We start from the raw sequence: 23,757 nt of genomic DNA, 5'->3' as shown, positions 1-23,757 counted from the left end.
TCTCGTGCTCCGCTTGGCCGGCGTGTGGCCATCACATCGCTTAACGTCGATAGGTTGTTTGGAGGACGACGCGGGTGGTCGCCGAGCCCCCGAAACCGATGGCGGTGATCCGATAGGCCGCCCGCCACTCCCGCCCGTACTTGACCCCGATGAGCAGGCTCGAACCCTGCTCTACGCCGCCCTCCATTTGTTCGAGGATGTAGAGTGGCTGCTGTGCAACATGCGCCGTGCCGGTCAGATCGCGGGTGTACTCATGGGCATTTTCGCTGGTGAACTCATAGGGGCTGGGAATGCCTTCCTGATCGAAGCGATAGAAAGCCGGAAGGTTGGGCTGTGACAGCGCGTGCTCAGCCTCCCGCAGCGCGGCTTCGGCGGCTTGGAAAGCCAAATACTTATCCTGCAGATTGGCGGAGATTCGCTCATCGGTGCGGATTGCCTTGAGCGCGGTCAGACCGACGACACTCATGAGGAGCAGCAGGATCATACCGATGATCAGGGTTGCGCCGCGGTTGGGTCGCGGTCCGCCGGTTGCCCGCGGAGCCATAGCGGTCATGGCAATTGATTCCGCACGGCCACCAGGCTGCCGAAGCTGCGGTGCAAACGGCGATCCCCGGCCAAGGTGACGGTTTTTCCCGGCAAGATAAAGTTCGGACTCGCATCCGCGGTGCGCACATGCTCCTCGCTTGAGCGCATCAGGAGTGCAAAATGGACACTGATCACCCGGCGCCAGTCGGTGACCTGATCTGCTGTCAAGTAGGCATCGACCTGATGGTTACTGTCCGCCACCGTATCAAAACCATAGAGTATCTGGAAATCCTCGACGTCCTGGATCAGTTCCTCTGAGAGAATTTTCGCTTGCCGATTGATCTGGATCAGACGTTTGCGTGCGAGCGCTGGAGGGTTGGTATTGGCAACGTAATAGGCGTGGGCAATAAAGGGAGTCACCATGGACTCGGATCGAAAGGCGTCGCTCTCGGCGTAAACAAGACTGTTGCAATCGAACGAGCCGAATAGACGGTCGGTACAGTTTCCGGGATCCGGCGGGTTCTCATCGCTCGCGATCGCGCCATACTTGATGCCGCCGGTGCCGGTGTCGGGGTCGATCGCCAAGGTCCCGGTCACCTGGAACAGGGAAGCCTGAGTGCAACTGGGGTTGGAGATGACCAGGATTTCACCGGGCATGAACCCATGGTTCGCATCGAGCGTGATGCCGTGGGTTGCGGTGTCGTCCTGAAGCACCTGCTGTCCCAGGTCCAAGGTCGCCCGCCTGATCACGAGGATATCCGTACCCGGCAGGATGTTCTGCAAATCGGCTGGGACCGGGGCGCCTTTCTCATCGATATTGGTTTCGTCGTCATCCGCGAATGCGGGGGTATCAACACCGCCTTCGTAACCTTCGAGGCCTCCGGTCTGGAAAAACCATTTCCCGCCGCCATTGATGGTATTGGCGATGCGTGCGGATGAGCCTCCGCAGGACAGATAGCCGGCCATGCGCACGTCGGCGGTGATGAAGTCCACGGCAAAACGGCCATTCTCGTTGATCCGGGTAATGGCGTCGCTCAGGCCATAGGTCCGCTTGGTGCCGGTGTAGAGTTGGCTGAGGGCGGCAATGATCACAAGACCGAGCACGAGGGCAATCAGAATTTCGGTCAAAGAGAATCCGGTCGCCACCCGGCCCAGGCGCTGCCGGAGTCGCTGCGGTGCCGGCCGTTCCATTCTCCGAGTGATGGGGTCGAATGTCATAGTTGCGTCATCACGCAGACCTCTTGGGTGGAGGCCGATAGGTCGGTTCCCAGGCACGAGGGTCGTGTTGCTTCCTGATCGTCTGAGCCATTCTCGGCGCGCGCGTCATCCCATTGCACCGACACCGTGAAGACCGTTTGTTGTGGTAGGTGGGCAATGCCGGCAAACCAATTCGGTAGTCCGGAGCGGTCAATGGCGTTCCACCAAGCGCTAAGATTGCTGTTGGCAGTCGGTGTGTCGGGATTGGAGAAACCCGCCGGGCTCGTGACGGCGTTGTCCACGGAACAGGTCTTGCAGACGCGTACTTGGTCGTAGCCGCCCCCCAGAGCGCTGTCAATGGGCTTGGGTTTGTTTTCGCGATTCAGGCGCATCCGATCGACAATATCATAGGCGAGCACGGTCGCCTGGGAGCGCTCGAACGAACTGGTGGCGGCGCGCAACCCGAGCATCTGGACGGTCGCCAATCCGACAAAGGCGATCAGGGTCACTCCGGCCGTGATCAGGACCTCGACCAAGGTGAAACCCCGCGTGCACGCTCGCGTGGGCGGACCCTGATCGCTACGCTTGGGCTTGGGCTCGGGCTCGGGCGGGATGCGGGCCAGTGCGTTCATGAGCAACCTGAATCACTTTCGACGATTTTCAAGCGACCGATGTAGTTCAGGTCGATCTCCCGTGATGCTTGCTCGTCACAGTAGCTGAAGGTACCAGTATCCTCAGGACAGCCGGTGCTGTCGAACACGATTCCACCAACCACGGAGATGTCGCCGGTGAGCGAAAAGGTCGGGTGCTCGAAACGGGCGATGTGGATGATCTCATCGGGGTCGATCGTATTATCCTGATCGGTATCGGCAAATACGACCCAGCCGTGATGCCAGCCCGGATCATCGCTGGTGGAGCAAGCGGTCCCGCTCTGCGACACGCAGATCTCCACGGAGCCGCCGCGGCGAGCCGCCTCGCTACGGGCGAGTGTCAAGGACGTGACGAGTTCAGCAATCACTTGGGCACGTTGCATGCCTACTTGGAAATTCTGGAACGTCGGCACACCAAGGCCGAGTGTCACCGCAATCATGCTGAGCGTGATCATCAACTCGATCAAGGTAACTCCATGGGTATATTTAAGCGTTTTCATTTCGTTTCGCTCGTGTTCCGCGCCTGGCACCGGGGTGGCCGCTGGCCGGATTTTGACGATTTCGGTTAAACAGGCACCATCGCGTTTGTGTTCGCCCCGCCTTCCACGTCGACCCGGTGGTCACATCGTCCGGCGATGCCTCTGTCGGCGAACCTCGCAGGCAGACGAAGATCCCCGCGATCTGGTACATGAATTTCCGCCAATCGTCTTGGTCCCCGTTGGTATCGGAAGCCTCTGAGGTAAAGAATAGTGAAGGGCGGATTTATTGCCGTGATTGGGCTCGCAAGTCCCCCCGAAGGTGCGGCGGACCGACCATCCAGAGGTTTGTCGGGGGGGGCGGTGTGATCGCGGGTGGGCCGCGCTCGACGCGGCCGATGGGTGGGCGCGGCAGGTGTTCGACGATGGCGGGAGCCGATCCGGATTCCCGAGGGGCAGCGGGCCCTGAGTTGGGCCGGGGGACGCCGGCCTGCATGCGTGCAGCGGCTCGGCGAAGTGGCCGGGAGTCTGGTCAACGCCCGCTACGGGAATCTGCGGGGATTGGGCGCGGCCGCAGGCCCGCTCCCACAGGGCGTGGGCGCGACCAGTGATCGCGCTGGAGTTCAGTCGACCAGGAACAACTGCTCCAGATGCCGCGCGACCGACTCATCCGCGTTGCTGCCGATCACTTCCAGTTTCGGCAGCACCTGTTTGAGGCGCGGATCCGCATTCGCCATGATGACCCCGGTGCCGACCTGGGTGAGCATCTCCAGGTCGTTCATCCCATCACCGAAGGCGAGAATCTGCGCCAGGTCGATCCCCAGTCGTTGCGCGACCCCGGCGAGCGCGGCGCCCTTGGAAACGCCAAGGGCCATGATCTCGAGCGTCACGGGGAGCGAAAAGGTGGTGGTGACGCGATCACCGAAGCGATCCAGCACCGACCGCTCGATCTCCAGCAGACGCTCATGATCGCCGAAGAAAAACACCTTCAGCGCATGGGTGCCGTCGATGGTCGCCAGATCGACGATGCGATAGCTGAAGCCGGAGTCCTGATGGTAGCTCAGCAGGTAAGGCTCCGGGCGGGCGACCAGCCAGTCAGTGGTGCGGTAGACATTCGTGTGGACGTCCGCCCACGCGGGGTTGTTGATGAGTGCACGCACACACGCCGGGTCCAGTGACCAGCAATCGACCAGGCGCAGCTCACGGTCGTGGACCGCGGCGCCGTTGGATGAGATCAGGCAGCCGTGCCCACCGAGCTGGTTTGCGTAAGTCCGGATGTCCTGAAAGTGGCGGCCCGAGGCCAGCATCAGATCGACACCGCGTTCGCGCAGCCGGGCGAGGACCGCCAGGGTGTAGTCGCCGAGCCGATGCTCCGGAGTGAGCAGGGTCCCGTCGAGGTCACAGACCACGAGTTTGTACATAAGGGTGCTCCTGTCGGATGGGGCGAGCGCAGCGAACCCCATCGCTTTGACTCGTTAATCAGGCGATTCCCGGAGATCGCCGCCGGTACGCGCCTGCAAGCGGGCGAATTTCTTCTTCAAGGCGCTGGATGTGGGCTTGACCTTGAGGCCGGCTTGCAAGATCGCGACGGCCTTGTCAATGTGACCCTGGGTTTCGTACAGGTCGCTGAGTCCGGCATAGGCAGGCGCATAGTCCGGCTTGAGCTTCAGCGCTGCCCGATAATGTGTCTCGGCTTCTTGGGGTTTGCCGATCAGGAGCTTCATTTCACCCAACTTCGTATAGCTTTCCGGAAAGAGCGAACAGGTGTTTCCGGGTTCCGAGTTCGCGAAAATATATCGAAAATCGGAAATCGCCCAGTCGAAATAACTGCGTCGCAGCGCCTGATCTTCGGTGCTGGTAAAGTAGCCGCGATTGGCCCAGATCAGCGCCCAACAATAATGATGGAAGCCGTTGCAGCCGGAGTTGTCCAGGGCACGGATTTTGGCGCGCACTTGGGGGTCGGGGATCTGGTCGACCCGGTTGTTGGTCTTTCTCGCGGACATCGCGAACCGACACCAGGCCGGGACCATGGCCCAGTCCGCCTCGGTCGCCTGTGGGTCGCCGGCGATGGCCGATCCGGCCCCCGGCAGGCCGCTCAGCGCCATCGCGATCAGCAGCAAACAGGTTCGCAGGGTCATTGTCCGCAGCGTGTTGGACTCGGAGTGGCGATCGGCCGCCAGCGCCGCCCGTCGTTCCGCAACAGGTCCTCGGCGGCCTCCGGTCCCCAGGTGCCGGCGGCATAGTTGGGGAAGTTGCGGGCCGGCAGGGCCTGCCAGACGTCCATCACCGACTCCACGATCTCCCAACCCTTCTCGACCGTATCGGCGTGCTTGAACAGGGTGGCATCCCCGTGCATGCAGTCGTAGATCAGCGTTTCGTAGCCGGTAGCGGGGGCGTTGCCGAAGTAGTCCGCGTAACAGAAGTCCATGTTGACGGTGCCGATGCGCATGGTCGGCCCCGGAACCTTGGCGCTGAAGCCCAACTGGATGCCCTCGTCCGGCTGAATGCGCAGCACCATCATGTCCGGATTCATGTCCTCGAGATCCATGCCCTTGAACATGGTGGTTGGCGCCTTCTTGAACTGAATAGCGACCTCGGTGTATTGGGCGGGCAGGCGTTTGCCGGTGCGCAGATAAAACGGCACGCCGGCCCAGCGCCAGTTGTCCATGGTGAGTTTCAGCGCGGCGAAGGTCTCGGTGCGGGAGTTCGGAGCCACTCCGGGTGAGCTGCGATAGGCTTGCACCTGTTCCCTGCTCGGCATGCTGCCCTCGCCGTACTGGCCGCGTACCGCGTGAGTCAGCACCTGTTCCGGGGTCAGCGGTTGGATGGCGTCCAGGACCTTGTTGATCTCGTCGCGTACCGCGCAGGAGTCGAATGAGTTGGGCGGTTCCATCGCCAGAAAGCCCAGGAGGACCAGCAGGTGGTTGGGGATCATGTCGCGCAGGGCACCGGCTTCCTCGTAATAGGCTCCGCGGTGTTCGACGCCCACCGACTCGGCCACCGTGATCTGCACATGGTCGATGTGCTGGCGGTTCCACAGCGGCTCGATGAAGCCGTTGGAGAATCGGAAGACCATGATGTTCTGAACCGTCTCTTTGCCCAGATAGTGGTCGATGCGGTAGATCTGCTCCTCGTCCAGGGTCTCATGGAGCATCCGGTTCAGATCCTGAGCCGACTCCAGGTCGTGGCCGAAAGGCTTTTCGATGATCACCCGGCGCCAGTCGTCCGCAGCCTCGGCGGTGAGTCCGACCTCACCCAACAGACGGGTGATGCCGCCGAACAGGCTGGGCGGAACGGCGAGATAGAACAGATAGTTACCCTCGGTGCCGCGGTCGGCGTCAAGGCGCGTGAGATGCTCGCACAGCGCCATGTGACTCTCGACGTCGGTGAAATCGGCCTTCATGTAGTGCAGTTGGCCGCACAGCCGATCCCAGGTTTGCGCGTCCCAGGCGCTACCGACGTGTTGGCGGACCTCCGCGGCCAGCAGGTCGCGGTAAGCGCCGTCATCCAGATCCAGCCGGTCGAGCCCGAGGACCGCGAAGGTGTCCGGCAGCAGCCCGCCATGGCACAGGTGGAACAGCGCCGGGATCAGCTTGCGCTTGGTCAGATCACCCCCGGCGCCGAAGATGATCATGACGCAGGGCGGGGCCGGCGCGGCTGTCTCGGAACTCATGTGCTGGTGTGACACGGATCTCTCCTGAGGTCGGCGAAGCAAAAGGTCTATAGATACGTCTCGTTTATGGGTCGAGGTGTTTACTCCTTGGGTTTTTCATGGTGCCCGCCGAACTGGTAGCGCATGGCCGAGAGCAACTGATTGGCGAAGTCGGCCTCGCCGCGGGAGTTGAAACGTTCATAGAGCGCGGTCGTCAGCAGCGGCGCCGGGGTTCCGGTTTCGATGGCGGCGAGTGCCGTCCAGCGTCCCTCGCCGGAGTCGGACACCCGTCCGCCGAACTGCTTGAGGTCCGGATCGGCCAGCAGGGCGTTGGCGCTCAGATCCAGCAGCCAGGAGGCGACGACGCTGCCGCGCCGCCACACCTCGGCGACCGCGGCCAGGTCGATGTCGTACTGATAGTGCTCCGGATTGCTCAAGGGCGCGGTCTCGGCATCGGCCGGCCGGTCGGCGCGGCCGACGCCGGCATGTTTGAGGAGATTGAAGCCCTCCGCATAGGCGGCCATCAGGGCGTACTCGATGCCGTTGTGGACCATCTTCACGAAGTGACCGGCGCCGCTCTGGCCGCAGTGCAGATAGCCATGTTCGGCGCGGTTCGGCGGGCCGTCGCGCCCGGTGGTGCGCTCGATCGAGCCGATGCCGGGGGCAAGGGTGGCGAAGATGGGGTCGAGACGCTCCACGGCCTCGGTATCGCCGCCGATCATCAGGCAGTAACCGCGCTCCAGGCCCCAGACGCCGCCGCTGGTGCCGCAGTCGACGAAGTGAATGCCCAGGGGCCGCAGCCGTTCGGCATGGGCCAGATCGTCGCGATAATTGGAGTTCCCCCCGTCGATCAGGGTGTCGCCCGCGCTCAGGTGGGGTACCAGGTCATCGATGACATGATCGACCACGGCGGCCGGCACCATGATCCAGGCGTTGCGCGGCGGGGCGAGCCGGGCGCAGAAATCGGCCAGGTCGGCGGCGGCCACCGCCCCCTCCGCGACCAGCGCGGCCGCCGCCGCGGCATCCCGATCGTAGACCACACATTGGTGCCCGGCGCGCAGCAAGCGCAGGACCATATTGGCGCCCATCCGGCCGAGACCGATCATTCCGAGTTGCATGGCGTGATTCCTCTGGTTGATGTACCGCTGTGGGCTGATCTTGAAGGCGCGTAGCGTAGCGTCGTTGTCGTTGTCGTAATCGTAATCGAGGTTTTTTCTCGTTTTTCTCGTTCCCACGCTCCAGCGTGGGAATGCCGTTTTCTCGTTCCCACGCTCCAGCGTGGGAATGCCGTCCGGCCGCTCCAGCGGCCGGTGGCGCCGAGCGACGGCTTCCGCGTCGTGACTTGGCTCCACGCTGGAGCGTGGGAGTCAGATCACAGCGTCTTACGCCCAAGCCGCGGACCGGGTCGAAACCCGGTAGACATCGTGTTGCTCATGACCCGTGGCATCGCTTCTCCGATTACGATTACGACAACGACAACGACAACGAAAGCCACAACGACACTGGATTTCAGGTCTGGTTGATTTCAATGGTTGCGCGCACGCTACCCTGCGCTTCGAGCACCACCAGGCTGCGCGGTCCCACCCGGATGCAGCCGGCGACGAGCGGTGCCGGGATATCCGGCGGATAGACGCCCGGTTCCGCGGTGGTGTCGACCGCCAGGGTCCAACGCCGGCCCGGCAGCACCGGCACCGCGAACGTCTGCGCTTCCTCCCCCATGTTGAACATCGCGTGCAGCGGCGCTTCTTCCTCCGTGGTTCCCGCCAGGGTGAAGGCGAGGGTGCGCGCCTCGGGATCATCCCAGGCGGGGGCGTCGAGGCTGACCCCGTGCCAGGCAATGTCGGGCAGCGTCTGGCCGGATTCGGGCCGGCCGGTGAGAAAGCGGTCGCGCGTCAGGCTCGGGTGGCGGCGGCGCAGACAGATCATGCCGCGGACGAAGTTCAGCATGGGCTGGTTCGCCTGCACCTGGTCCCAGTCGAACCAGGACAAGGCGTTGTTCTGGCAGTAGGTGTTGTTGTTGCCGCGCTGGGAGTGCAGGACTTCGTCGCCCGCCAGCAGCATCGGTACCCCCTGGCTCAGCATCAGGATGCCGATGAAGTTACGGGCCTGGCGGCGGCGCAGCGCGACAATATCGGGGTCGTCGCTCGGCCCTTCGACGCCGCAGTTCCAACTGATGTTGTGATCGCCGCCGTCGCGGTTCTGTTCTCCATTGGATTCGTTGTGCTTGCGGTCGTAGCTCACCAGATCCCAAAGGCTGAAGCCGTCATGACAGGTGACGAAGTTCACCGAGTTGATGGGCAGGCGCCCGCGCGCTTCGTAAAGGTCGCTCGAACCGGCCAGGCGGGTGGCCACCTCCGGGATCAGGCCAGGGTCGCCGCGCACGAACGCGCGGATCAGGTCCCGATAGCGTCCGTTCCACTCGGCCCAGCGGAAGCCCGGGAAGTCACCCACCTGATAGAGCCCGGCCGCGTCCCAGGCCTCGGCGATGATGTGGGCGCGGTGCAGGTAGGGTGACAACTCGGTTTGCCACAGCAAGGGGGCGTGGTATTGCGGATTGCCGTCCTCGCCGCGGGCCAGCGCGCTGGCCAGGTCGAAGCGGAAGCCGTCCACATGCATCTGCTGCACCCAGTACAACAGCGAGTCCACCAGGAAGCGGGTGACGATCGGATGGTTACAGTTGACGGTGTTGCCGCAGCCGGTGTAGTCCCGATACAGTCGCCGATCGTCGAAGTCCAGGTGATAGAAGACCTCGTTGCCCAGGCCCTTGAGGTTGATGGTCGGCCCGTCCACGCCGCCCTCGGCGGTGTGGTTGAAGACGACATCCAGCAGGACTCCGATCCCGGCCCGGTGCAGGGCCTTGACCAGATCGCGGAACTCATCGCGGGCGCGTGCCTGATCCACGGCGAAGTGGGGGTGGGGAGCGAAGAAGCTGTGAGTGCTGTAGCCCCAGTAGTTCGTCAGCCCGCGCCCGGCGGTATCGGGCGGGACGTCCTGGGGGTCGAACGCCATGATCGGCAGCAGTTCCACATGCGTGATGCCGAGTTGCTGGAGATAGGGGATCTTCTCGATGAGCGCCCGATAGGTGCCCGGGTGGGTGGTGCCCGAGGCGGGGTGGCGGGTGAAACCGGCGAGATGCATCTCATAGATGACCGCGCGGTTCATCGGGACGTGAATGGGCGCATCGCCCTCCCAGTCATAGTCGTCACGTACCACCATGGCGCGCATGGCGCTGTCCAGATTGTCGCCGCGGACCTTGGCGCGCTTGCGGTCCCACAGCCGATCACTCACGGTGGTCGCCCAGGGGTCCAGGAGCGCCTTGCCGGGGTCGAACCGACAGCCGCTCTCGCGGGTGTCGCACGGGCCCGCGGCGCGCCAGTTGTAGCAGGTACCGTCGGGGAGTCCCAGGACCAGCACATGCCAGAAGTAGAAGGTGCGGTTGACCCTGGGGTCGAGTGAGATGATCTGGAAGGGCGCGGCGGCCTCGACGTGATCGAACAGCAGGAGTTCAAGCCGGTCGGCCAGCCGGCTGAAGACGCAAAAGTTCACCCCCGCCGCGGTAACGGTGGCGCCGCCCTGATCCCAGTGGCCGGGTGCGATCTGATAGTGGGACTGATTCATCCGCATACCCGCCTGACTAAGCCCGCGCCCCGCGCATGAAGTGTTCGAGCAGGGCGCTGGTGGAGGCGTCATGATCGGCGGAGACTCGGCCCTCCTGCAGTTCCTTCAGGATGACCCCGGCGAGCTGTTTGCCCAGTTCCACGCCCCACTGATCGAATGAGTTGAGGCCCCAGAGAATGCCCTGGGTGAAGATACGGTGTTCATAGAGTGCGATCAGGGCGCCCAGGGTGTGCGGCGTGAGCCGATCCATCAGGATGCTGTTGGTCGGCCGGTTGCCGGGGAAGGTGCGGTGACTGGCCAGGAACTGCGCGCGCTCCTCCGGCATTCCGGCCGCCCGCAGTTCGGCCAGGGCCTCCTCGAAGGTGCGCCCGCGCATCAGCGCCTCGGTTTGGGCGAAATAGTTCGCCATGAACTTGGCGTGGTGGTCGCCCAGCGGGTTGTGACTGTGGACGGCACCGATGAAGTCCGCCGGGATCATCTGGGTGCCCTGGTGGATGAGTTGGTAGAAGGCGTGCTGGCCGTCGGTGCCGGGCTCGCCCCAGACCACGGGTCCAGTGGTGTAGTCCACGGCGACCCCGTCACGGGTGACCCGCTTGCCGTTGCTCTCCATATCGCCCTGTTGCAGATAGGCGGGCAGGAAGCGCAGATACTGGTCATAGGGCAGCACGGCGTGCGTGCGGGCGCCGGCGAAGTTGGCATACCAGACCCCGATCAGGCCCAGGATGGCGGGGATGTTTTCACTGAGGTCCGCATCCCGGAAGTGCTCGTCCATCGCATGGGCGCCTTCCAGCAGTTCCACGAAACGGTCGAAGCCGACGGCCAGGGCGATCGGCAGGCCGATGGCGGACCACAGTGAGTAGCGTCCGCCCACCCAGTCCCAGAAGCCGAACATGTTGGCGGTGTCGATACCGAATTCCGCGACCTTGTCGCCATTGGTCGACACGGCCACGAAGTGACGGGCCACTGCCGCCGGGTCCTGCAGCGCCGCCAGGGTCCAGTCCCGCGCGCTGTTCGCGTTGGTCATGGTTTCCTGGGTGGTGAAGGTTTTGGAGGCCACCACGAAAAGGGTGGTGGCGGGGTCGAGATGGCGGACGGTCTCGGCGAGGTGGGTGCCGTCGATGTTGGACACGAAATGGACGCGCAGCGTGTCGCTGAGGTAAGGACCCAGCGCGGCGCAGACCATCTTGGGTCCGAGGTTGGAGCCGCCGATACCGATGTTGACCACGTCGGTGATGGCGCGGCCCGTGAAACCCTTCCAGTCGCCGGAGCGGACCTGCGCGACGAATACGGCCATGCGTTCCAGCACCGCGTTGATTTGCGGCATCACGTCCGCGCCATCGACATAGATCGGCCGGTTCGACCGGTTGCGCAGGGCCACGTGGAGCACGGCCCGTTGCTCGGTGTTGTTGATCTGGTCGCCCGCGAACATGCGTCGGGTCCAGCCCTGCAGATCCACGGCCTGCGCCAGGTCGAACAGGAGCTTGAGCGTCTGGGGCTCGATCAGGTTCTTGGAGAAGTCGACCCGCAGTCCGGCGGCGGACAGGGTCATGGCCGCGGCGCGCTTGGGGTCGGCCGCGAACAGGTCGCGCATCCGCGTGTCTTTCAGTTGCTGCCAGTGCCGTTCCAGGGCCTGCCATTGGGGGGTCTGTGTGACGAGCGACATGGGCTTCTCCTTTGGTTGGTAACTCTTGTTGGCGGTAGCGTTATAGCCTTCGTACCTGACCCTTAGTGTAGGGGCGGGTTTAAAACCCGCCCCTACGTCTGGTTATCACGTCCGAAGGCTGTATTCTGGTTCGGTCGATGCTGTCCGAGCCCCGTGCGGAGCGTGCCAAGCCTAGCACGACCGGTGGTTCCAGGCTGGCCGCAATTGGGCCGCTTCAGTCGGCGTCGTCGAGCCCGTTGCGCCAGTCCTGATCCTCCCGATCGAACAGCCGGCTGGCCTCTGCCGGTCCCCAGGACCCGGCAGCGTAGGTCGGAATGTAGTCCCGCTCGGTGGCCCACAACTGCAACACCGGGTCCACCACCTGCCAAGCCCAGTTGACCTCATCGGCACGCAGGAAGTGGGTGTGATCCCCGGCGATCACATCCAGGATCAGGGCCTCGTAGGCTTCGTTGTGCTCGGGAGACAGGGTGCAGGAGGAGGCGTCCAAACGTTCGGTGCGGGTGCGCATCTCGAGCCCCGGCTGCTTGACCTGGAGTTCCAGGCGCATGCACTCGTGCGGCTGCAGGTTGAGCAGGATCCAGTTTGGCTTGAGCCGTGTGATGGGGGTCGGTTGGAACAACTGCTGCGGCGGGTGCTTGAAGCGGATGGCGATCATGGAGTTGGTGCCGGTCAGTCGCTTGCCGGTGCGCAGGTAAAAGGGGACGTTGCGCCAGCGCCAGTTGTCGATATAGAGCTTGAGTGCGGCGTAGGTCTCGGTCGTGCTGTTCGCGGCAATCCCCGGTTCTTCCAGGTACCCAGGCACCTTGCCCTGGGAATCCTGGCCCGGCGCGTACTGGGCGCGCAACGCCTGGGCGTGGACTGCCGACCGCGGGATCGGCCGGATCGAGCGCAGCACCTTCACCTTCTCATCGCGCAGGGCCTCGGCGTCCAGACTGGGCGGCGGCTCCATGGCGACCAGGGTGAGCAACTGCAACAAGTGGCTTTGAATCATGTCGCGCAGCGCCCCCACCCCGTCATAGAAGCCCGCCCGCTCGCCGATGCCCTGGGACTCGGCATGGGAGATCTGCACATGATCGATATAGTTGCGGTTCCACAGGGGTTCGAGCATGAGGTTGGCGAAGCGGAACACCAGGATGTTCTGCACCGTGTTCTTGCCGAGATAGTGATCGATCCGGTAGACCTGGTCCTCGGTGAAGCAGCGGCGCAGGTGTTGGTCCAGGATGCGGGCGCTCTCCTGATCGAAGCCGAAGGGTTTTTCCACGACCAGGCGGGACCAGCCGTGGTCCTGCGCGTGCAGTCCCCGCGCCGTCAGTTGCTCCGCCACGATGGCGTAGTGATGCGGTGCGATGGCAAGATAAAAGACCCGGTTGTTCGGGAACTGCGCTTCGTCGCGCAAGCGCCGGGCGAGTTCGGCATAGCCCGCGGGGGTCTCCAGGTCACCCTCGGCGAAATGCAGGCGGGCCAGCAGCGGCTCCAGCACCGCCGCTTGCGGGCCGCCCTTGATCCGCGCGGCCAGCATGCCCTGGACCACGTCGCGCCACTGCGCATCCGACCAGGGCCGACGGCCGCAGCCCAGGATGCGGGTCTGCGGATGCAGGTGCCCCGCCGCCTCCAGATAATAGAGTGCCGGCAGGAGCTTGAGACCCGCCAGGTTGCCGGTGGCCCCGAAGATGACAATGGTGCATGAATCCAACATGGAAGCCCCTTTCGACGAAGGAAAAATGTGCTAACGTGGCCGTCGTCAAAAAACTGCCACATCTGGTGGCAACCCCAATCCACCCCAAGGACGCCCGCGGCGTCCTGCCAGATGCAGGGACCCGTTATGGACCAATCACCCGATCGGCACCCGAGCCTGGCCGGCCTGCGGGTCCTGGTGGCCAGCAGTGAGGCGCACCCCCTGATCAAGACCGGCGGCCTGGCCGACGTGGCCGGCAGCTTGCCCATCGCCCTGCATGATCTCGGGCACGACGCCCGGTTGATTATGCCTGGCTATCCGCGTGCCGCACGACAGCTACGTGAGTCCAGCGCGCTCTGCGAGGTTGCCATCGCGGGGGCCAAGGGCCCGGTGCGTATCATCGAGGGCCGGCTGCCGGATCATGAAGTGCCGGTCTATCTGGTCGATGCGCCTGAGTATTTCTGCCGTGAGGGCAATCCCTATACCGACCTGTCCGGGCGCGACTGGGGCGATAACGCGGAGCGCTTCCTGTTGTTCAGCCGAGTCGTGGCGCAGCTTGCCGCGGGGCTGCCCGCGCTTGGCTGGCGGCCCGATGTGCTGCATGCCAACGACTGGCAGACCGCGCTCGCCCCGGCGCTGCTGCATGGTGTTCCGGAGCGCCCGGCGACCGTCTTTACGATTCACAATCTGGCGTATCAGGGGCTCTTCGACCGCGCAACCTTCGATCGTATCGGTTTGCCACTGGCCCTGTGGAGCGTGGGCGGGCTCGAGTTCCATCAGCGCATGTCCTTCATCAAGGGCGGGATCGTGTTCGCGGATCGGGTGAACACGGTCAGCCCGACCTATGCGGAGGAGGTGCGCACGGTGCGCGGCGGCTGCGGGCTGGAAGGGCTGCTGCGCCAGATCGGGTCACGCTTTTCCGGCATCCTGAACGGAATCGACTATCGGGACTGGAATCCCGCCACCGATCCGCTGATCCTCCAGAACTATGAGGCGGCGACCTTCAATCTGAAGGCGGAGAACAAGCTGGATCTCCAGCGCGAGTTCGGGCTGACCCGCAATGAAGGCGCCTTCCTGATGGGTTATGTGGGCCGCCTGGTGGAACAGAAGGGGCTGGACCTGATTCTCGGCGTCCTGCCGGGGCTGCTGCAGGATCCGGATGTGCAGTTCGTGGTCCAGGCCTCCGGCGAGCGGCCGCTCGAAGAGGCGCTCCAGGCCCTGGCGACCGAGCGTCCGCGTCAGGTCGGGGTGGCGTTCGGTTACGACGAGACGCGCGCGCACCGCATCGAGGCCGGCTGTGACGCCTTTCTGATGCCGTCGCGGTTCGAGCCCTGCGGGCTCAATCAGCTTTACAGCTTGCGCTACGGCACGCCGCCGATCGTTCACCGCACCGGCGGCCTGGCCGATACGGTGGTTCATGCCGGCGCCGAGACGCTGGCGGCCGGGGCCGCGACCGGTTTCCTGTTTGAGGAGCCGAGCGTGGCCGCGCTCGGGCAGGCGCTGAGGCAGGCGCTGGCGCTGTACCGCGGCAATCCGGACGGCTGGCGCGCCTTGGCGATCACCGGGATGGCGCGGGACTTCAGTTGGGAGGCCAGCGCGCGCTCCTACGTCCGCCTCTATGAGGAGGCTATCGCCGATCGGCGCATTGCCACGTCCGGGGTGAACGAGGCGGCGCCGGGCTGATATCCGGGCGCGGTTGGCATTGGGCTCGCCGGGTGCGTAGTCAGGCCATCCTGGCCTGACACCGTCAGGGCTGGAAGCCCTGACTACGCACGCCGCTGGCCGGGATTACGATCAAGGCCCACACGATCGCCCCGTCGATCACTCGCTCAGGCGGCCTGCGCGGGGATCGATTCGCCGGTGCGGGTCACCCGATTGGCCTCGTCCAGGTAGACCAGGGCGGGTTTGAAGAGTCGTGCCTCTTGTTCGCTCATCCCGGCGTAGGCGCAGATGATCACCCGATCACCGGGGGCTGCCCGGTGCGCGGCTGCCCCGTTGACCGAGATCACCCGTGAGCCGGCCGCGGCGCGGATGGCGTAGGTGGTGAAGCGTTCGCCATTGGTGACGTTATAGATTTGGATCTGCTCATACTCCCGGATGCCGGCGAGACGCAGCAGCTCCTCGTCGATCGCGCAGGAGCCCTCATAGTCCACTTCGGCATGGGTCACGCAGGCCCGGTGCAGCTTGCATTTCAGCAAGGTCAGTTGCATGTGTTTTGTCCTCCGCTTGGCCGCTCGGGCCGGGGGGTCGTTAGGGCCTGAAATCCCGTAAAAAAACCCGATTTATTGCAGATAGGTGAAGATTCTAGCGCAGAATTTGCTGCGCCGCACCATCGTTTGTGTGGTCAAATGGCTCAAGCAGTCATCAGTTCGGCCGAATCAGGCGCAGGTTATCGATCAGTCGCGCCCGGCCCAGATAGGCCGCTGCCAAAATGACCAGATCCCGATCCGCCGCGGTCGGCTGCCCCAGGTCCACGGCCCGTCGCACACTGACATAGTCAGGTCGCAGCCCCGCGTCCGCAATGGCCGCGATCACCTGGGCCTCCGCCTCAGGCGGTGCTGTCCCGGCGCAAAGTTCCTGGGCCGCGGCGGTCAAGGCCCGGTGGATCACCGGCGCGCGCGCGCGCTCGGCGGCGGTAAGATATCCGTTGCGCGAGCTCATGGCCAAGCCGTCCGCTTCCCTGACCGTGGGCACCGTGATGATGGCCACCGGCAGCGCCAGGTCCGCAACCATCCGGCGGATGACGAGGCATTGTTGGAAATCCTTTTCCCCGAACAACGCCAGGTCCGGTTGGACCATGTTCAGGAGCTTGCAGACAATAGTCGCCACGCCGATGAAATGGCCCGGCCGACTCGCTCCACACAGGAGGTCGCTGACCCCGGGCACCTCGACCCGGGTGTGCGTCTCCTGTCCGTGCGGGTATATGGTGTCGACGCCTGGGGTGAACAGCAGGTCACAGCCGGCGTCGGTGAGCAGCGCCGCGTCGCGTTCCGGGGTCCGCGGGTAGGCGGCTAAATCCTCGGTGGGGCTGAATTGCAGCGGGTTGACGAAGATGCTCGCCACCACCCGCGGCGCGTGTTTGCGCGCCTCGCGGATCAGGGTGATATGGCCCTCGTGGAGGTTGCCCATGGTTGGCACGAAGGCGATCCGTTCGCCCGCGGCCCGCCAGGCGCGGCACTGGCCGCGCAGGTCATCCAGTAGTTCAACGATGTGCATTGGGGGGGCCTCGGATTCCTCAGTTTCTCGTTCCCACGCTCCAGCGTGGGAATGCCGTCCGGCCGCTCCAGCGGCCAGTGGCGCCACGCGACGCCGGAGCGTCGCGACTTGCTCCCACGCTGGAGCGTGGGAGCCAGATCACAACGATAGTATTTGTTGTTTAATAGGGCGTTTCTTCGGTACCGGGGAAACTGCCGGCCCTGACGGCCGCCACATAGGCGGCGAGCGCCTCCGACACTGCACCCTGACCTTTCAGGAAATCCCTGCTGAAACGCGGCGGCCGGGAATTCAAGCCCAGCATGTCGTGGAGGACCAGCACCTGGCCGTCGCATCCGGCTCCGGCGCCGATGCCGATGACCGGGATGGTCAGCGCGCGGCTGATGGCCTCGGCCAGGGCGGCCGGTACGCATTCCAATACCAGCAGACTGGCACCGGCCTCCTGGAGTGCCAGGGCATCCTGGCGGATGCGCTGGGCCGAGTCCGGGTCGCGCCCCTGAAAACGATAACCGCCGATGCGGTTGACTGATTGGGGCAGCAGCCCGAGGTGGGCGCAGACCGGCACCCCCTGTTCGGTCAGGCGCCGCACCGTTTCCACCACGCTGGCGCCGCCCTCCAGTTTGACGACCTGTGCGCCGCCTTCCTGCATCAGGCGGGCGGCATGGGTGAGCGCCCATTCCGGGGTGGCACAGGCAAGAAAGGGCAGATCGGCGATCAGCAGGGCATGGGTGCGACCGCGCGCTACGCACGCGGTGTGGTAGACCATCTGATCGACCGTGACCGGTACCGTGGTCGAGTGTCCTTGCAGGACCATCCCGAGTGAGTCGCCGACCAACAGGACGTCCAGGCCGGCGGCATCGAGCAGTCGGGCAAAACTCGCGTCATAGCAGGTCAAACAGGTGATGCGCTCGCCGCGGGTTTTCATGGCGGCGAGCGTCGCGACTGAGATCGGCGCGGCGGGCATTGGGGGGACTCCGGGTTGGATCGCGGGGGTGGTCGCAGCGGGCGCTATGGCATTCGGTCGGGTGCGGGTGTCCCAGACAGCCGCAAGGATAATGCGGGCGGCGCAGGCGCGCCAGTCGGTTTAGGCGATTGCCGGAAATGAACATCCCGACTGGGTATGCCGGCAAGATCCGTAACATGGCATTCGGACGTGATAACCGGACGTAGAGGCGGGTTTCAAACCCGCCCCTACACCAAGGGTCTGTCTGGATATCAGGTACAAAGGCTATCGCTGTACGGCGGATATAAGGGCGACTTTAGTCGCCCCAACACGTCGGTAGCCCCTTCCCCGGAAATCACCTTAAACCTGTCCGGCCTGATCCGGAATCAGTTGGACATCGTACGGGCCATCGAGGGCGGCGACCAGATCCATCAGCAGCCCCTGCCCGGGGATCAGGAGCCGGGACGGCGCGATCTCAGCGAGCGGGACCAGGACGAAGGCGCGGCGTGCGATCTCGGGATGCGGCAGGACCAGAGCGGGCGTATTCAGCGTGAGTTCACCGAAGACCAGGAGGTCCAGGTCGAGACTGCGCGGTCCCCAGCGGACGCCGTCGCGCACCCGGCCATGGGCATGCTCGATCGCTTGCAGCGCCGCGAGCAGTGCCGGCGGTGTCAGCGTGGTCGCGATCGAGGCCGCCGCGTTGATGAACTGGGGTTGTGCCACCGGGCCGACCGGCGCAGTGGCATAGAGCGAGGAGCGAAAGCACAGGGTGCAGCCGGGAATCAGGGCGAGTTCGTCCAGGGCGCGCAACACCTGCGTCTGCGGATCCGCCAGGTTGCTGCCCAGTCCGATATAGGCCATGACCGGCGGATGTCGCTCAGGTCGCGCCATCGCTACCCCGCGATCGGGCTGGCCGCCGCGGGCTTACGCCGCCGCCGCGGGCGTTTGCGTTTGACGCTGCCCTCGATCATGGTCGTGCGGTTCGCCGGGTCGGCCTCCTGATAGCGCGTCCACCAATCGGCAAGTTCCGGATCGGCCTCCCCGGCCTCTGCCCGCAGCACCAGAAAGTCATAGGCGGCGCGGAAGCGGGGATGACCGATCAGGCGTGACGGCCGCTTGCCGTCGCGCTGCAGCAGGCGCAACTGGAGATACCAGATCTCGCGCATCGGCAGCGAGTAACGTTTCGGAATGGACACCAGGGGTTGCTGGCGGGCGCAGACCTCGTCGGCCGCCTGCAGCATCGCGTCGGTGTCCACCGTCCCCTTGGCCAGGAGTTGTTCGTAACGTTGCCGCACCGGCTCCCACAACAGGACCGCGTACAGAAAGAAAGGCGCCACGGGCTTGCCTTGCGCAATCCGCTCGTCCGTCGTGCGCAGGCCGCGGCTCACGAAGGTGATGGGGAAGGCGTGGTCCTCCTGCGCCAGGCAGGTTTCGGTGGCCGGGAACAGATATCCGAAGAGTCCGTAATGACGGAGTTTCTCGAAGGTTTCGAGCCCGTAGCCGGTGTGGAACAGCTTGATCAACTCGTCGAACAGGCGGGCCGCGGCGATGTCGCCGAGCAGGTGCCCGAGTTCGAACAGGGGGCGCTCGCTGTCGGGTTCCACCGCGAACCCGAGTTTGCAGGCGAAACGCACCGCGCGCAGCATCCGCACCGGGTCCTCGCGGTAGCGTCGGGTGGGGTCGCCGATCAGGCGCAACTGCCCGTTGCGCAGATCGTTGATGCCCCCGGTGTAGTCGATCAATGAGAAATCATTGATGTTGTAATAGAGCGCGTTGATCGTGAAGTCCCGCCGCAGGGCGTCCTCCTCGATGGATCCGTACACATTGTCGCGCAGGATCATGCCATTCTCGACATGGCGCTCCGCGTCCACATCGTCCGCCCCGCCGGCGCGGAAGGTGGCGACCTCGATGATCTCGCGGCCGAAGTGCACATGGGCGAGACGGAACCGGCGGCCGATCAGACGGCAGTTGCGAAAGACCTGACGAACCTGTTCAGGGGTGGCATCGGTGGCCACATCGAAGTCTTTGGGCTCGTGGCCCAACAGCAGGTCGCGCACGCCGCCTCCCACCAGATGGGCAGCGAAGCCTTCCTGCTTCAATTTGTAGAGCACCTTCAGGGCCTGCTCGCTGATATTGGCGCGTGAGATGTTGTGCTCGGGGCGCGGCACGATCAGCGGACCCGCCGCGGTGGAGGTGCGCGGTGCCTCGGGGTCGTATTCCTGCATCACGTGATCGGGGAGTCCTTACAGGTCTGGAGTGGGGTTCGACGGTTGCCTGACATCGACTGAGTGTAACCGCCGCTTGTTGTGCGGCGGGAACTCCGTATAATACGCGCTTCTTCGCATCCGTACCGCTCCCTTCGTCTAGTGGCCTAGGACACCGGCCTCTCACGTCGGTAACAGGGGTTCGAAACCCCTAGGGAGCGCCAATTAGATCAGGTGGTTAGCTCGGTTTCTCCGACTGTCGCCGTGACCGTCCGAAGCTTTTCCGAATATTTGGTCTAGCTCGGGCGGTTTTTTATTCCCTTCGTTACTCGCCCGATCGGTGGGACGCGCCGACCCGGTATTTGCTGCGGAGCGGACGATGATCGAGAGTTTGCGGAACACCCCCTTGCTGTCCGAACTCAGCGATGCCCAGTTGCAGCGGGTCGCCGCTCGTGGCGTCCGCCAGTGCCTGGACGAGGGACAGTGGCTGTTCCGTCAGGGCGATCCGGCGCGTTGTTTCTATCTGGTGGAGTCGGGTCAAGTCCGTCTCTTTCGACTCTCGCCGGACGGGGCCGAAAAGGTCATCGAGATCGTCTCGCCCGGCCAGACCTTCGCCGAGGCCCTGATGTTCCTCAAGGCCCCCCGCTATCCGGTGTGCGCGGCGATGCTGGCGCCCACCGTCCTGATCGCAATCGATGCCCAGGACTTCGCCGCGATGCTGCGGGAGTCGATGGATACCTGCTTCGTCATCATGGGTGCGCTGAGCCGGCGCCTGCGGGGGCTGGTCGGGGAGATCGATAACCTGACGCTGCACACCGCCAAGAGTCGGGTCGCCCGCTATCTGCTCGCCCACTGTCCGGAAGACCGGCGCGCCTTTGCCCTCGACGTGCGCAAGGGGGTGCTGGCGTCGCGGCTGTCAGTGAAACCCGAGACCTTTTCACGGGTCATCAAACAACTGACCGATGACGGCATCATCGCGATCCACGGCGCTCACATCACCATTCTGGAGCGGGCCGTCCTGGGCGAACTCGCGGAGCTGGCGGCGACCGGCGAGTTGGGCCTCGCACCGGGTGAGATCGCCGCCGGCGCGATGCCCTAAACCGCGCCCCGTGCGGTATGCGATGTTCTTGGATGAGATCGGCCCCGGCAGACTCGACGATTGCTGGATCCGGCGCGGTTCAGTAGCGAGTAGTGACAAGTCAACTGGCGAAACAATGCTGACTTAGTATAATTTCTATTTATAATTCAATCTGTTCTAGTGCTTAGCCAGAGTCCTGATCGGTGCGTAGTCTTACGCATTGACCCAGCCTGCGGATCCTCTGAGAATCTGCCGTGTTGCGTTGGGGTCTCCGACCTTGATCAAGCACCTCCCGTTGCCGTTGCGCCGACTGATCGGCGATCTGGCCGATCAGCAGCGGGTCTTGGTGGGCCTGGACCTGCGGACCAAGGACGGCCAGACACCGCGGACCGGATGAACACGCCATGTACGATGCCGAGTATGCTGACCAGGCCTGCCTCCAGGTAGAGAACGCCGCGCTGCGGCTGCGGCTCGACGAAGCCGAGGAGACGCTGCGGGCGATCCGCGAAGGCGCCCCCGCCCTGGTCGCCCGGCTGGTCGAGCAACGACAGGCACTCCTTACCTCCCAGGCGGAGGTCGTCGCCTTGATGGCCCAGGCAGCGGCCGCGCGGGAGCAGACCGCCGCCGCCGTCGAGGAGTTGCGCGAGAGTGATCGGCGCAAGGACATCGTTCTCGCCATCCTTGCACACGAATTGCGCAATTCGCTGGCCCCAATCCGCAATGCACTCGAAATCCTGCGTCTGCGGGGTGCCAACGACACGCTCGCGCGCGAAGCCCAAGAGATCATGGGGCGTCAGCTCGCCCATCTGGTGCGGATGATCGACGACTTGATGGAGATCTCGCGCATCAGTCGCGGCAAGCTCGATCTGCGCAAAGAGCGGGTCCAGCTCTCCGCGATCGTCGATAGTGCGGTGGAGACGGTGCGCGCGTCGATCCTGGCGGCCAGCCAGCGGTTGGCGGTCATGCTGCCGGTCGAGCCGGTGTGGCTTCACGCCGATCCCGTGCGTCTGACCCAGGTCGTGGGCAACCTGCTCAACAACGCCACCAAGTATACTGCGGCTGGAGGGGATATCCGGGTCACGGCCCGGCTGGACGGGACCGAGGTACGGATCTCGGTGCAAGACACCGGGGTCGGCATCTCCGCCGAACTGTTGCCGCACATCTTTGACCTGTTCTATCAGGGCGCCAGCGAGCAGCGTCAGGCCCAGGGCGGACTGGGGATCGGGCTGTCACTGGTGCAGGGCTTGGTCGCCCTGCACGGCGGCCGGGTTGAGGCGTACAGTGCCGGGCCAGGGCGCGGCAGCGAGATCGTGGTGTACCTGCCGGCGGCGCATCCGGCGCCGTTGCCGAGCCCCTCCGGACACTGTGGCGTGACCGATCCGGCCAAGGGACTGCGTATCCTGATCGTGGATGACAACCGCGACGCCGCCGATAGCCTGGCCCTGCTGCTCGGGTTGCGGGGGGCCAAGGTGCGGGTCGCCTACGATGGCCCGGTCGCCCTTGCGATCCTTGACGATTACCCCCCGAACCTGGCGATCATCGACCTCGGTATGCCCGGCATGGATGGGCACGAACTGGCGCGGCACATCCGAGCACGGGCGCAGTATCGGCACCTTCCCCTGGTGGCGGTGACCGGACGCGGCCAGATGAGCGATCGGCAGCATTCGCAGGACGCCGGGTTCGATCTGCATCTGGTTAAACCGGTGGCAATCGAAGCCCTGGATGCGATGCTGACCGAACTCGGGCACCGCAGCTGAACCTGAACCCGGCAATTGCGCACATTCGCCGTGGGCTGCGAATGCCTCACAGGAGCCCGTGCTCGCGTGCCCGTGACACCGCCTGTGTTTGGGAGTGGACATCGAGTTTGCGATAGAGGTTGCGGATATAGGACTGGACGGTTGATAGCGCCACGCCCATCGCGGCGGCCGCCTGACCATAGGACTTGCCGCCCGCGAGGTGTTCCAGCAGTTCGGTTTCCTTGCTCGTCAACCGGGGCAGATCGGCGGCGCCGGCCGCCGGCCCTTGTCCGGCGAGCTTGAACAGATAACGCGCCAGTTTCGGGCTGATCGGATAGTTTCCCGCCATGATCTGCTCGATGGCGCGCGTCATCGAAATACTTGAATCACCCTTCAGGATATAGCCGAGCGCACCGGCGCGAATGGCGTTGAGCACCCGCGTTTCGGCGGAGACGACTGAAATGACCATGATCGGCACGGTGGGGAAGCGAAGATGCACGGCACGGATGACATCGATGCCGTCGAGGTCCGGCAAACCGAGATCGACCAGGGCCAGGTCAAGGCGGGCCGCGGGGGCGTTGCAGCAGGCCAGGGCCGCGGTTCCGGTTCTGCAGCCATGCACCAGCCACGGGGACCCCAATTGGCCCACCGCTTCGCCGATGGCGCGTTGAAAGTAGGGATCGTCCTCGACCACCAATACCTGTCGCAATGCGTGAATAGGAGTCGCTGAAGACATGCTTGCTTATCGGATACCTTGGTGGACGGTTCCTTGCAGATCGTTCCTTGGAGGCTGACATGACCCACTTCACCCATAAATATGGGTGCCGTCACCTATGGATATGGGGTTTACGCGGAGCGCGCGCCACATCAAAATTGACCAGGAATCGTAGGCACCTGAAAAGCGGTGCGCCTCACCCAGACCGCCTTGGAATGTAGGACGGACACGCAACAATTCAAGGTATATCCGTCGGGAATAGGGACGTTCGGGACGAGGAGGCTGGAGACAGGGACGCTCGGGACAGGGATGTTCGGGACAGGGAGATCGGGTACAGGAAGGTTCGGCGCGCAAAATCGCCATCCAGGCGGTTTTGCGCTGTCCCCGCGACCTCCACGAAAACAGGACATCA

21 protein-coding genes and 1 tRNA gene are annotated in these 23,757 nt (G+C 64.3%); 5 read left to right on the top strand and 17 right to left on the bottom strand.

What is annotated here, in order from left to right:
- Positions 1 to 40 precede the first annotated feature (40 nt).
- The 11 genes from A39O_RS0111170 to zwf (A39O_RS0111120) form a co-directional block, all read right to left on the bottom strand.
- On the bottom strand, positions 41 to 553 hold the full coding sequence (locus tag A39O_RS0111170) for a pilus assembly PilX family protein (RefSeq protein ID WP_245561872.1): 513 nt from the start codon (positions 551 to 553) through the stop codon (positions 41 to 43).
- Positions 550 to 1,653, bottom strand: coding sequence for a PilW family protein (locus A39O_RS0111165; RefSeq protein ID WP_157639972.1), 1,104 nt, complete (start codon positions 1,651 to 1,653; stop codon positions 550 to 552). Before A39O_RS0111165 ends, A39O_RS0111170 begins: the two co-directional genes overlap by 4 nt.
- Before the next feature lie 86 nt (positions 1,654 to 1,739).
- Positions 1,740 to 2,354: a type IV pilus modification PilV family protein gene (locus tag A39O_RS36500; RefSeq protein ID WP_020504740.1), complete on the bottom strand. Its 615-nt coding sequence runs from the start codon at positions 2,352 to 2,354 to the stop codon at positions 1,740 to 1,742.
- Positions 2,351 to 2,872 carry a GspH/FimT family pseudopilin gene (locus A39O_RS36495; protein WP_157639970.1) on the bottom strand — a complete coding sequence of 174 codons (522 nt, stop codon included), beginning with the start codon at positions 2,870 to 2,872 and terminating at the stop codon, positions 2,351 to 2,353. Before A39O_RS36495 ends, A39O_RS36500 begins: the two co-directional genes overlap by 4 nt.
- 599 nt (positions 2,873 to 3,471) lie before the next feature.
- Entirely contained in the window at positions 3,472 to 4,269 is a 798-nt protein-coding gene (locus tag A39O_RS0111150; protein ID WP_020504738.1) for a Cof-type HAD-IIB family hydrolase, read from the bottom strand.
- 54 nt (positions 4,270 to 4,323) lie between these two features.
- Positions 4,324 to 4,986: a tetratricopeptide repeat protein gene (locus tag A39O_RS0111145; RefSeq protein WP_020504737.1), complete on the bottom strand. Its 663-nt coding sequence runs from the start codon at positions 4,984 to 4,986 to the stop codon at positions 4,324 to 4,326.
- Positions 4,983 to 6,521, bottom strand: a complete 1,539-nt coding sequence (zwf, locus tag A39O_RS0111140) for a glucose-6-phosphate dehydrogenase (protein WP_020504736.1) — start codon at positions 6,519 to 6,521, stop codon at positions 4,983 to 4,985. Before zwf (A39O_RS0111140) ends, A39O_RS0111145 begins: the two co-directional genes overlap by 4 nt.
- 80 nt (positions 6,522 to 6,601) lie before the next feature.
- Entirely contained in the window at positions 6,602 to 7,618 is a 1,017-nt protein-coding gene (gene gnd / locus A39O_RS0111135; protein ID WP_020504735.1) for a phosphogluconate dehydrogenase (NAD(+)-dependent, decarboxylating), read from the bottom strand.
- Positions 7,619 to 8,009: 391 nt separating this feature from the next.
- Complete coding sequence (glgX, locus tag A39O_RS0111130; RefSeq protein ID WP_040527733.1) at positions 8,010 to 10,118, bottom strand: glycogen debranching protein GlgX; 2,109 nt, start codon at positions 10,116 to 10,118, stop codon at positions 8,010 to 8,012.
- Positions 10,119 to 10,134: 16 nt separating this feature from the next.
- Positions 10,135 to 11,781, bottom strand: coding sequence for a glucose-6-phosphate isomerase (gene pgi / locus A39O_RS0111125; protein WP_020504733.1), 1,647 nt, complete (start codon positions 11,779 to 11,781; stop codon positions 10,135 to 10,137).
- A 214-nt stretch (positions 11,782 to 11,995) separates the two neighbouring features.
- On the bottom strand, positions 11,996 to 13,477 hold the full coding sequence (gene zwf / locus A39O_RS0111120) for a glucose-6-phosphate dehydrogenase (RefSeq protein WP_020504732.1): 1,482 nt from the start codon (positions 13,475 to 13,477) through the stop codon (positions 11,996 to 11,998).
- Between the two features lie 126 nt (positions 13,478 to 13,603).
- On the opposite strand from zwf (A39O_RS0111120), the gene glgA reads away from it, so the two are divergent.
- Positions 13,604 to 15,139, top strand: a complete 1,536-nt coding sequence (gene glgA / locus A39O_RS0111115; protein WP_020504731.1) for a glycogen synthase GlgA — start codon at positions 13,604 to 13,606, stop codon at positions 15,137 to 15,139.
- A 146-nt stretch (positions 15,140 to 15,285) separates the two neighbouring features.
- Here glgA and panD read toward each other — a convergent pair whose 3' ends face one another.
- From panD to pcnB, 5 genes are all read right to left on the bottom strand, one after another.
- Positions 15,286 to 15,666: an aspartate 1-decarboxylase gene (gene panD, locus A39O_RS0111110; RefSeq protein ID WP_020504730.1), complete on the bottom strand. Its 381-nt coding sequence runs from the start codon at positions 15,664 to 15,666 to the stop codon at positions 15,286 to 15,288.
- Positions 15,667 to 15,820: 154 nt separating this feature from the next.
- Complete coding sequence (gene panC, locus A39O_RS0111105) at positions 15,821 to 16,672, bottom strand: pantoate--beta-alanine ligase (RefSeq protein ID WP_020504729.1); 852 nt, start codon at positions 16,670 to 16,672, stop codon at positions 15,821 to 15,823.
- 160 nt (positions 16,673 to 16,832) lie between these two features.
- The gene (panB, locus tag A39O_RS0111100; RefSeq protein WP_020504728.1) at positions 16,833 to 17,633 is read right to left on the bottom strand and encodes a 3-methyl-2-oxobutanoate hydroxymethyltransferase; all 801 of its coding nucleotides are present in this window, start codon (positions 17,631 to 17,633) and stop codon (positions 16,833 to 16,835) included.
- A gap of 339 nt (positions 17,634 to 17,972) precedes the next feature.
- A complete protein-coding gene (gene folK / locus A39O_RS0111095) occupies positions 17,973 to 18,503 on the bottom strand; it encodes a 2-amino-4-hydroxy-6-hydroxymethyldihydropteridine diphosphokinase (protein ID WP_020504727.1) in 531 nt (176 codons plus the stop codon).
- A 2-nt stretch (positions 18,504 to 18,505) separates the two neighbouring features.
- The gene (gene pcnB / locus A39O_RS0111090; protein WP_020504726.1) at positions 18,506 to 19,837 is read right to left on the bottom strand and encodes a polynucleotide adenylyltransferase PcnB; all 1,332 of its coding nucleotides are present in this window, start codon (positions 19,835 to 19,837) and stop codon (positions 18,506 to 18,508) included.
- A 127-nt stretch (positions 19,838 to 19,964) separates the two neighbouring features.
- Between pcnB and A39O_RS0111085 the strand changes: the two genes are divergently transcribed.
- The 4 genes from A39O_RS0111085 (at position 19,965) to A39O_RS33095 (ending at position 22,651) form a co-directional block, all read left to right on the top strand.
- Positions 19,965 to 20,040: transfer RNA gene (locus A39O_RS0111085), tRNA-Glu, on the top strand.
- Between the two features lie 155 nt (positions 20,041 to 20,195).
- Complete coding sequence (locus A39O_RS0111080) at positions 20,196 to 20,915, top strand: Crp/Fnr family transcriptional regulator (RefSeq protein WP_040527731.1); 720 nt, start codon at positions 20,196 to 20,198, stop codon at positions 20,913 to 20,915.
- 256 nt (positions 20,916 to 21,171) lie between these two features.
- Positions 21,172 to 21,291, top strand: a complete 120-nt coding sequence (locus A39O_RS38305; protein ID WP_245561868.1) for a thioredoxin domain-containing protein — start codon at positions 21,172 to 21,174, stop codon at positions 21,289 to 21,291.
- Positions 21,292 to 21,298: 7 nt separating this feature from the next.
- Positions 21,299 to 22,651, top strand: coding sequence for a hybrid sensor histidine kinase/response regulator (locus tag A39O_RS33095; protein ID WP_020504723.1), 1,353 nt, complete (start codon positions 21,299 to 21,301; stop codon positions 22,649 to 22,651).
- A gap of 46 nt (positions 22,652 to 22,697) precedes the next feature.
- Here A39O_RS33095 and A39O_RS0111065 read toward each other — a convergent pair whose 3' ends face one another.
- Entirely contained in the window at positions 22,698 to 23,366 is a 669-nt protein-coding gene (locus A39O_RS0111065) for a response regulator transcription factor (protein WP_083924630.1), read from the bottom strand.
- Positions 23,367 to 23,757 lie beyond the last annotated feature (391 nt).

This window comes from Lamprocystis purpurea DSM 4197 (assembly GCF_000379525.1).
GTDB classification, from domain to species: domain Bacteria; phylum Pseudomonadota; class Gammaproteobacteria; order Chromatiales; family Chromatiaceae; genus Thiodictyon; species Thiodictyon purpureum.
The sequence above is the reverse complement of the archived record's forward strand: the minus strand, read 5'-3'. Positions and strand labels throughout refer to the sequence as shown.

Excerpts from the sequence above, each read along its gene's own strand:
- A39O_RS0111170 (WP_245561872.1), bottom strand. The coding sequence starts at position 553 with ATGACCGCTATGGCTCCGCGGGCAACCGGCGGACCGCGACCCAACCGC.
- A39O_RS36500 (WP_020504740.1), bottom strand. The coding sequence starts at position 2,354 with ATGAACGCACTGGCCCGCATCCCGCCCGAGCCCGAGCCCAAGCCCAAG.
- A39O_RS36495 (WP_157639970.1), bottom strand. The coding sequence starts at position 2,872 with ATGAAAACGCTTAAATATACCCATGGAGTTACCTTGATCGAGTTGATG.
- A39O_RS0111150 (WP_020504738.1), bottom strand. The coding sequence starts at position 4,269 with ATGTACAAACTCGTGGTCTGTGACCTCGACGGGACCCTGCTCACTCCG.
- A39O_RS0111145 (WP_020504737.1), bottom strand. The coding sequence starts at position 4,986 with ATGACCCTGCGAACCTGTTTGCTGCTGATCGCGATGGCGCTGAGCGGC.
- zwf (WP_020504736.1), bottom strand. The coding sequence starts at position 6,521 with ATGAGTTCCGAGACAGCCGCGCCGGCCCCGCCCTGCGTCATGATCATC.
- gnd (WP_020504735.1), bottom strand. The coding sequence starts at position 7,618 with ATGCAACTCGGAATGATCGGTCTCGGCCGGATGGGCGCCAATATGGTC.
- glgX (WP_040527733.1), bottom strand. The coding sequence starts at position 10,118 with ATGAATCAGTCCCACTATCAGATCGCACCCGGCCACTGGGATCAGGGC.
- pgi (WP_020504733.1), bottom strand. The coding sequence starts at position 11,781 with ATGTCGCTCGTCACACAGACCCCCCAATGGCAGGCCCTGGAACGGCAC.
- zwf (WP_020504732.1), bottom strand. The coding sequence starts at position 13,477 with ATGTTGGATTCATGCACCATTGTCATCTTCGGGGCCACCGGCAACCTG.
- glgA (WP_020504731.1), top strand. The coding sequence starts at position 13,604 with ATGGACCAATCACCCGATCGGCACCCGAGCCTGGCCGGCCTGCGGGTC.
- panD (WP_020504730.1), bottom strand. The coding sequence starts at position 15,666 with ATGCAACTGACCTTGCTGAAATGCAAGCTGCACCGGGCCTGCGTGACC.
- panC (WP_020504729.1), bottom strand. The coding sequence starts at position 16,672 with ATGCACATCGTTGAACTACTGGATGACCTGCGCGGCCAGTGCCGCGCC.
- panB (WP_020504728.1), bottom strand. The coding sequence starts at position 17,633 with ATGCCCGCCGCGCCGATCTCAGTCGCGACGCTCGCCGCCATGAAAACC.
- folK (WP_020504727.1), bottom strand. The coding sequence starts at position 18,503 with ATGGCGCGACCTGAGCGACATCCGCCGGTCATGGCCTATATCGGACTG.
- pcnB (WP_020504726.1), bottom strand. The coding sequence starts at position 19,837 with ATGCAGGAATACGACCCCGAGGCACCGCGCACCTCCACCGCGGCGGGT.
- A39O_RS0111080 (WP_040527731.1), top strand. The coding sequence starts at position 20,196 with ATGATCGAGAGTTTGCGGAACACCCCCTTGCTGTCCGAACTCAGCGAT.
- A39O_RS33095 (WP_020504723.1), top strand. The coding sequence starts at position 21,299 with ATGTACGATGCCGAGTATGCTGACCAGGCCTGCCTCCAGGTAGAGAAC.
- A39O_RS0111065 (WP_083924630.1), bottom strand. The coding sequence starts at position 23,366 with ATGTCTTCAGCGACTCCTATTCACGCATTGCGACAGGTATTGGTGGTC.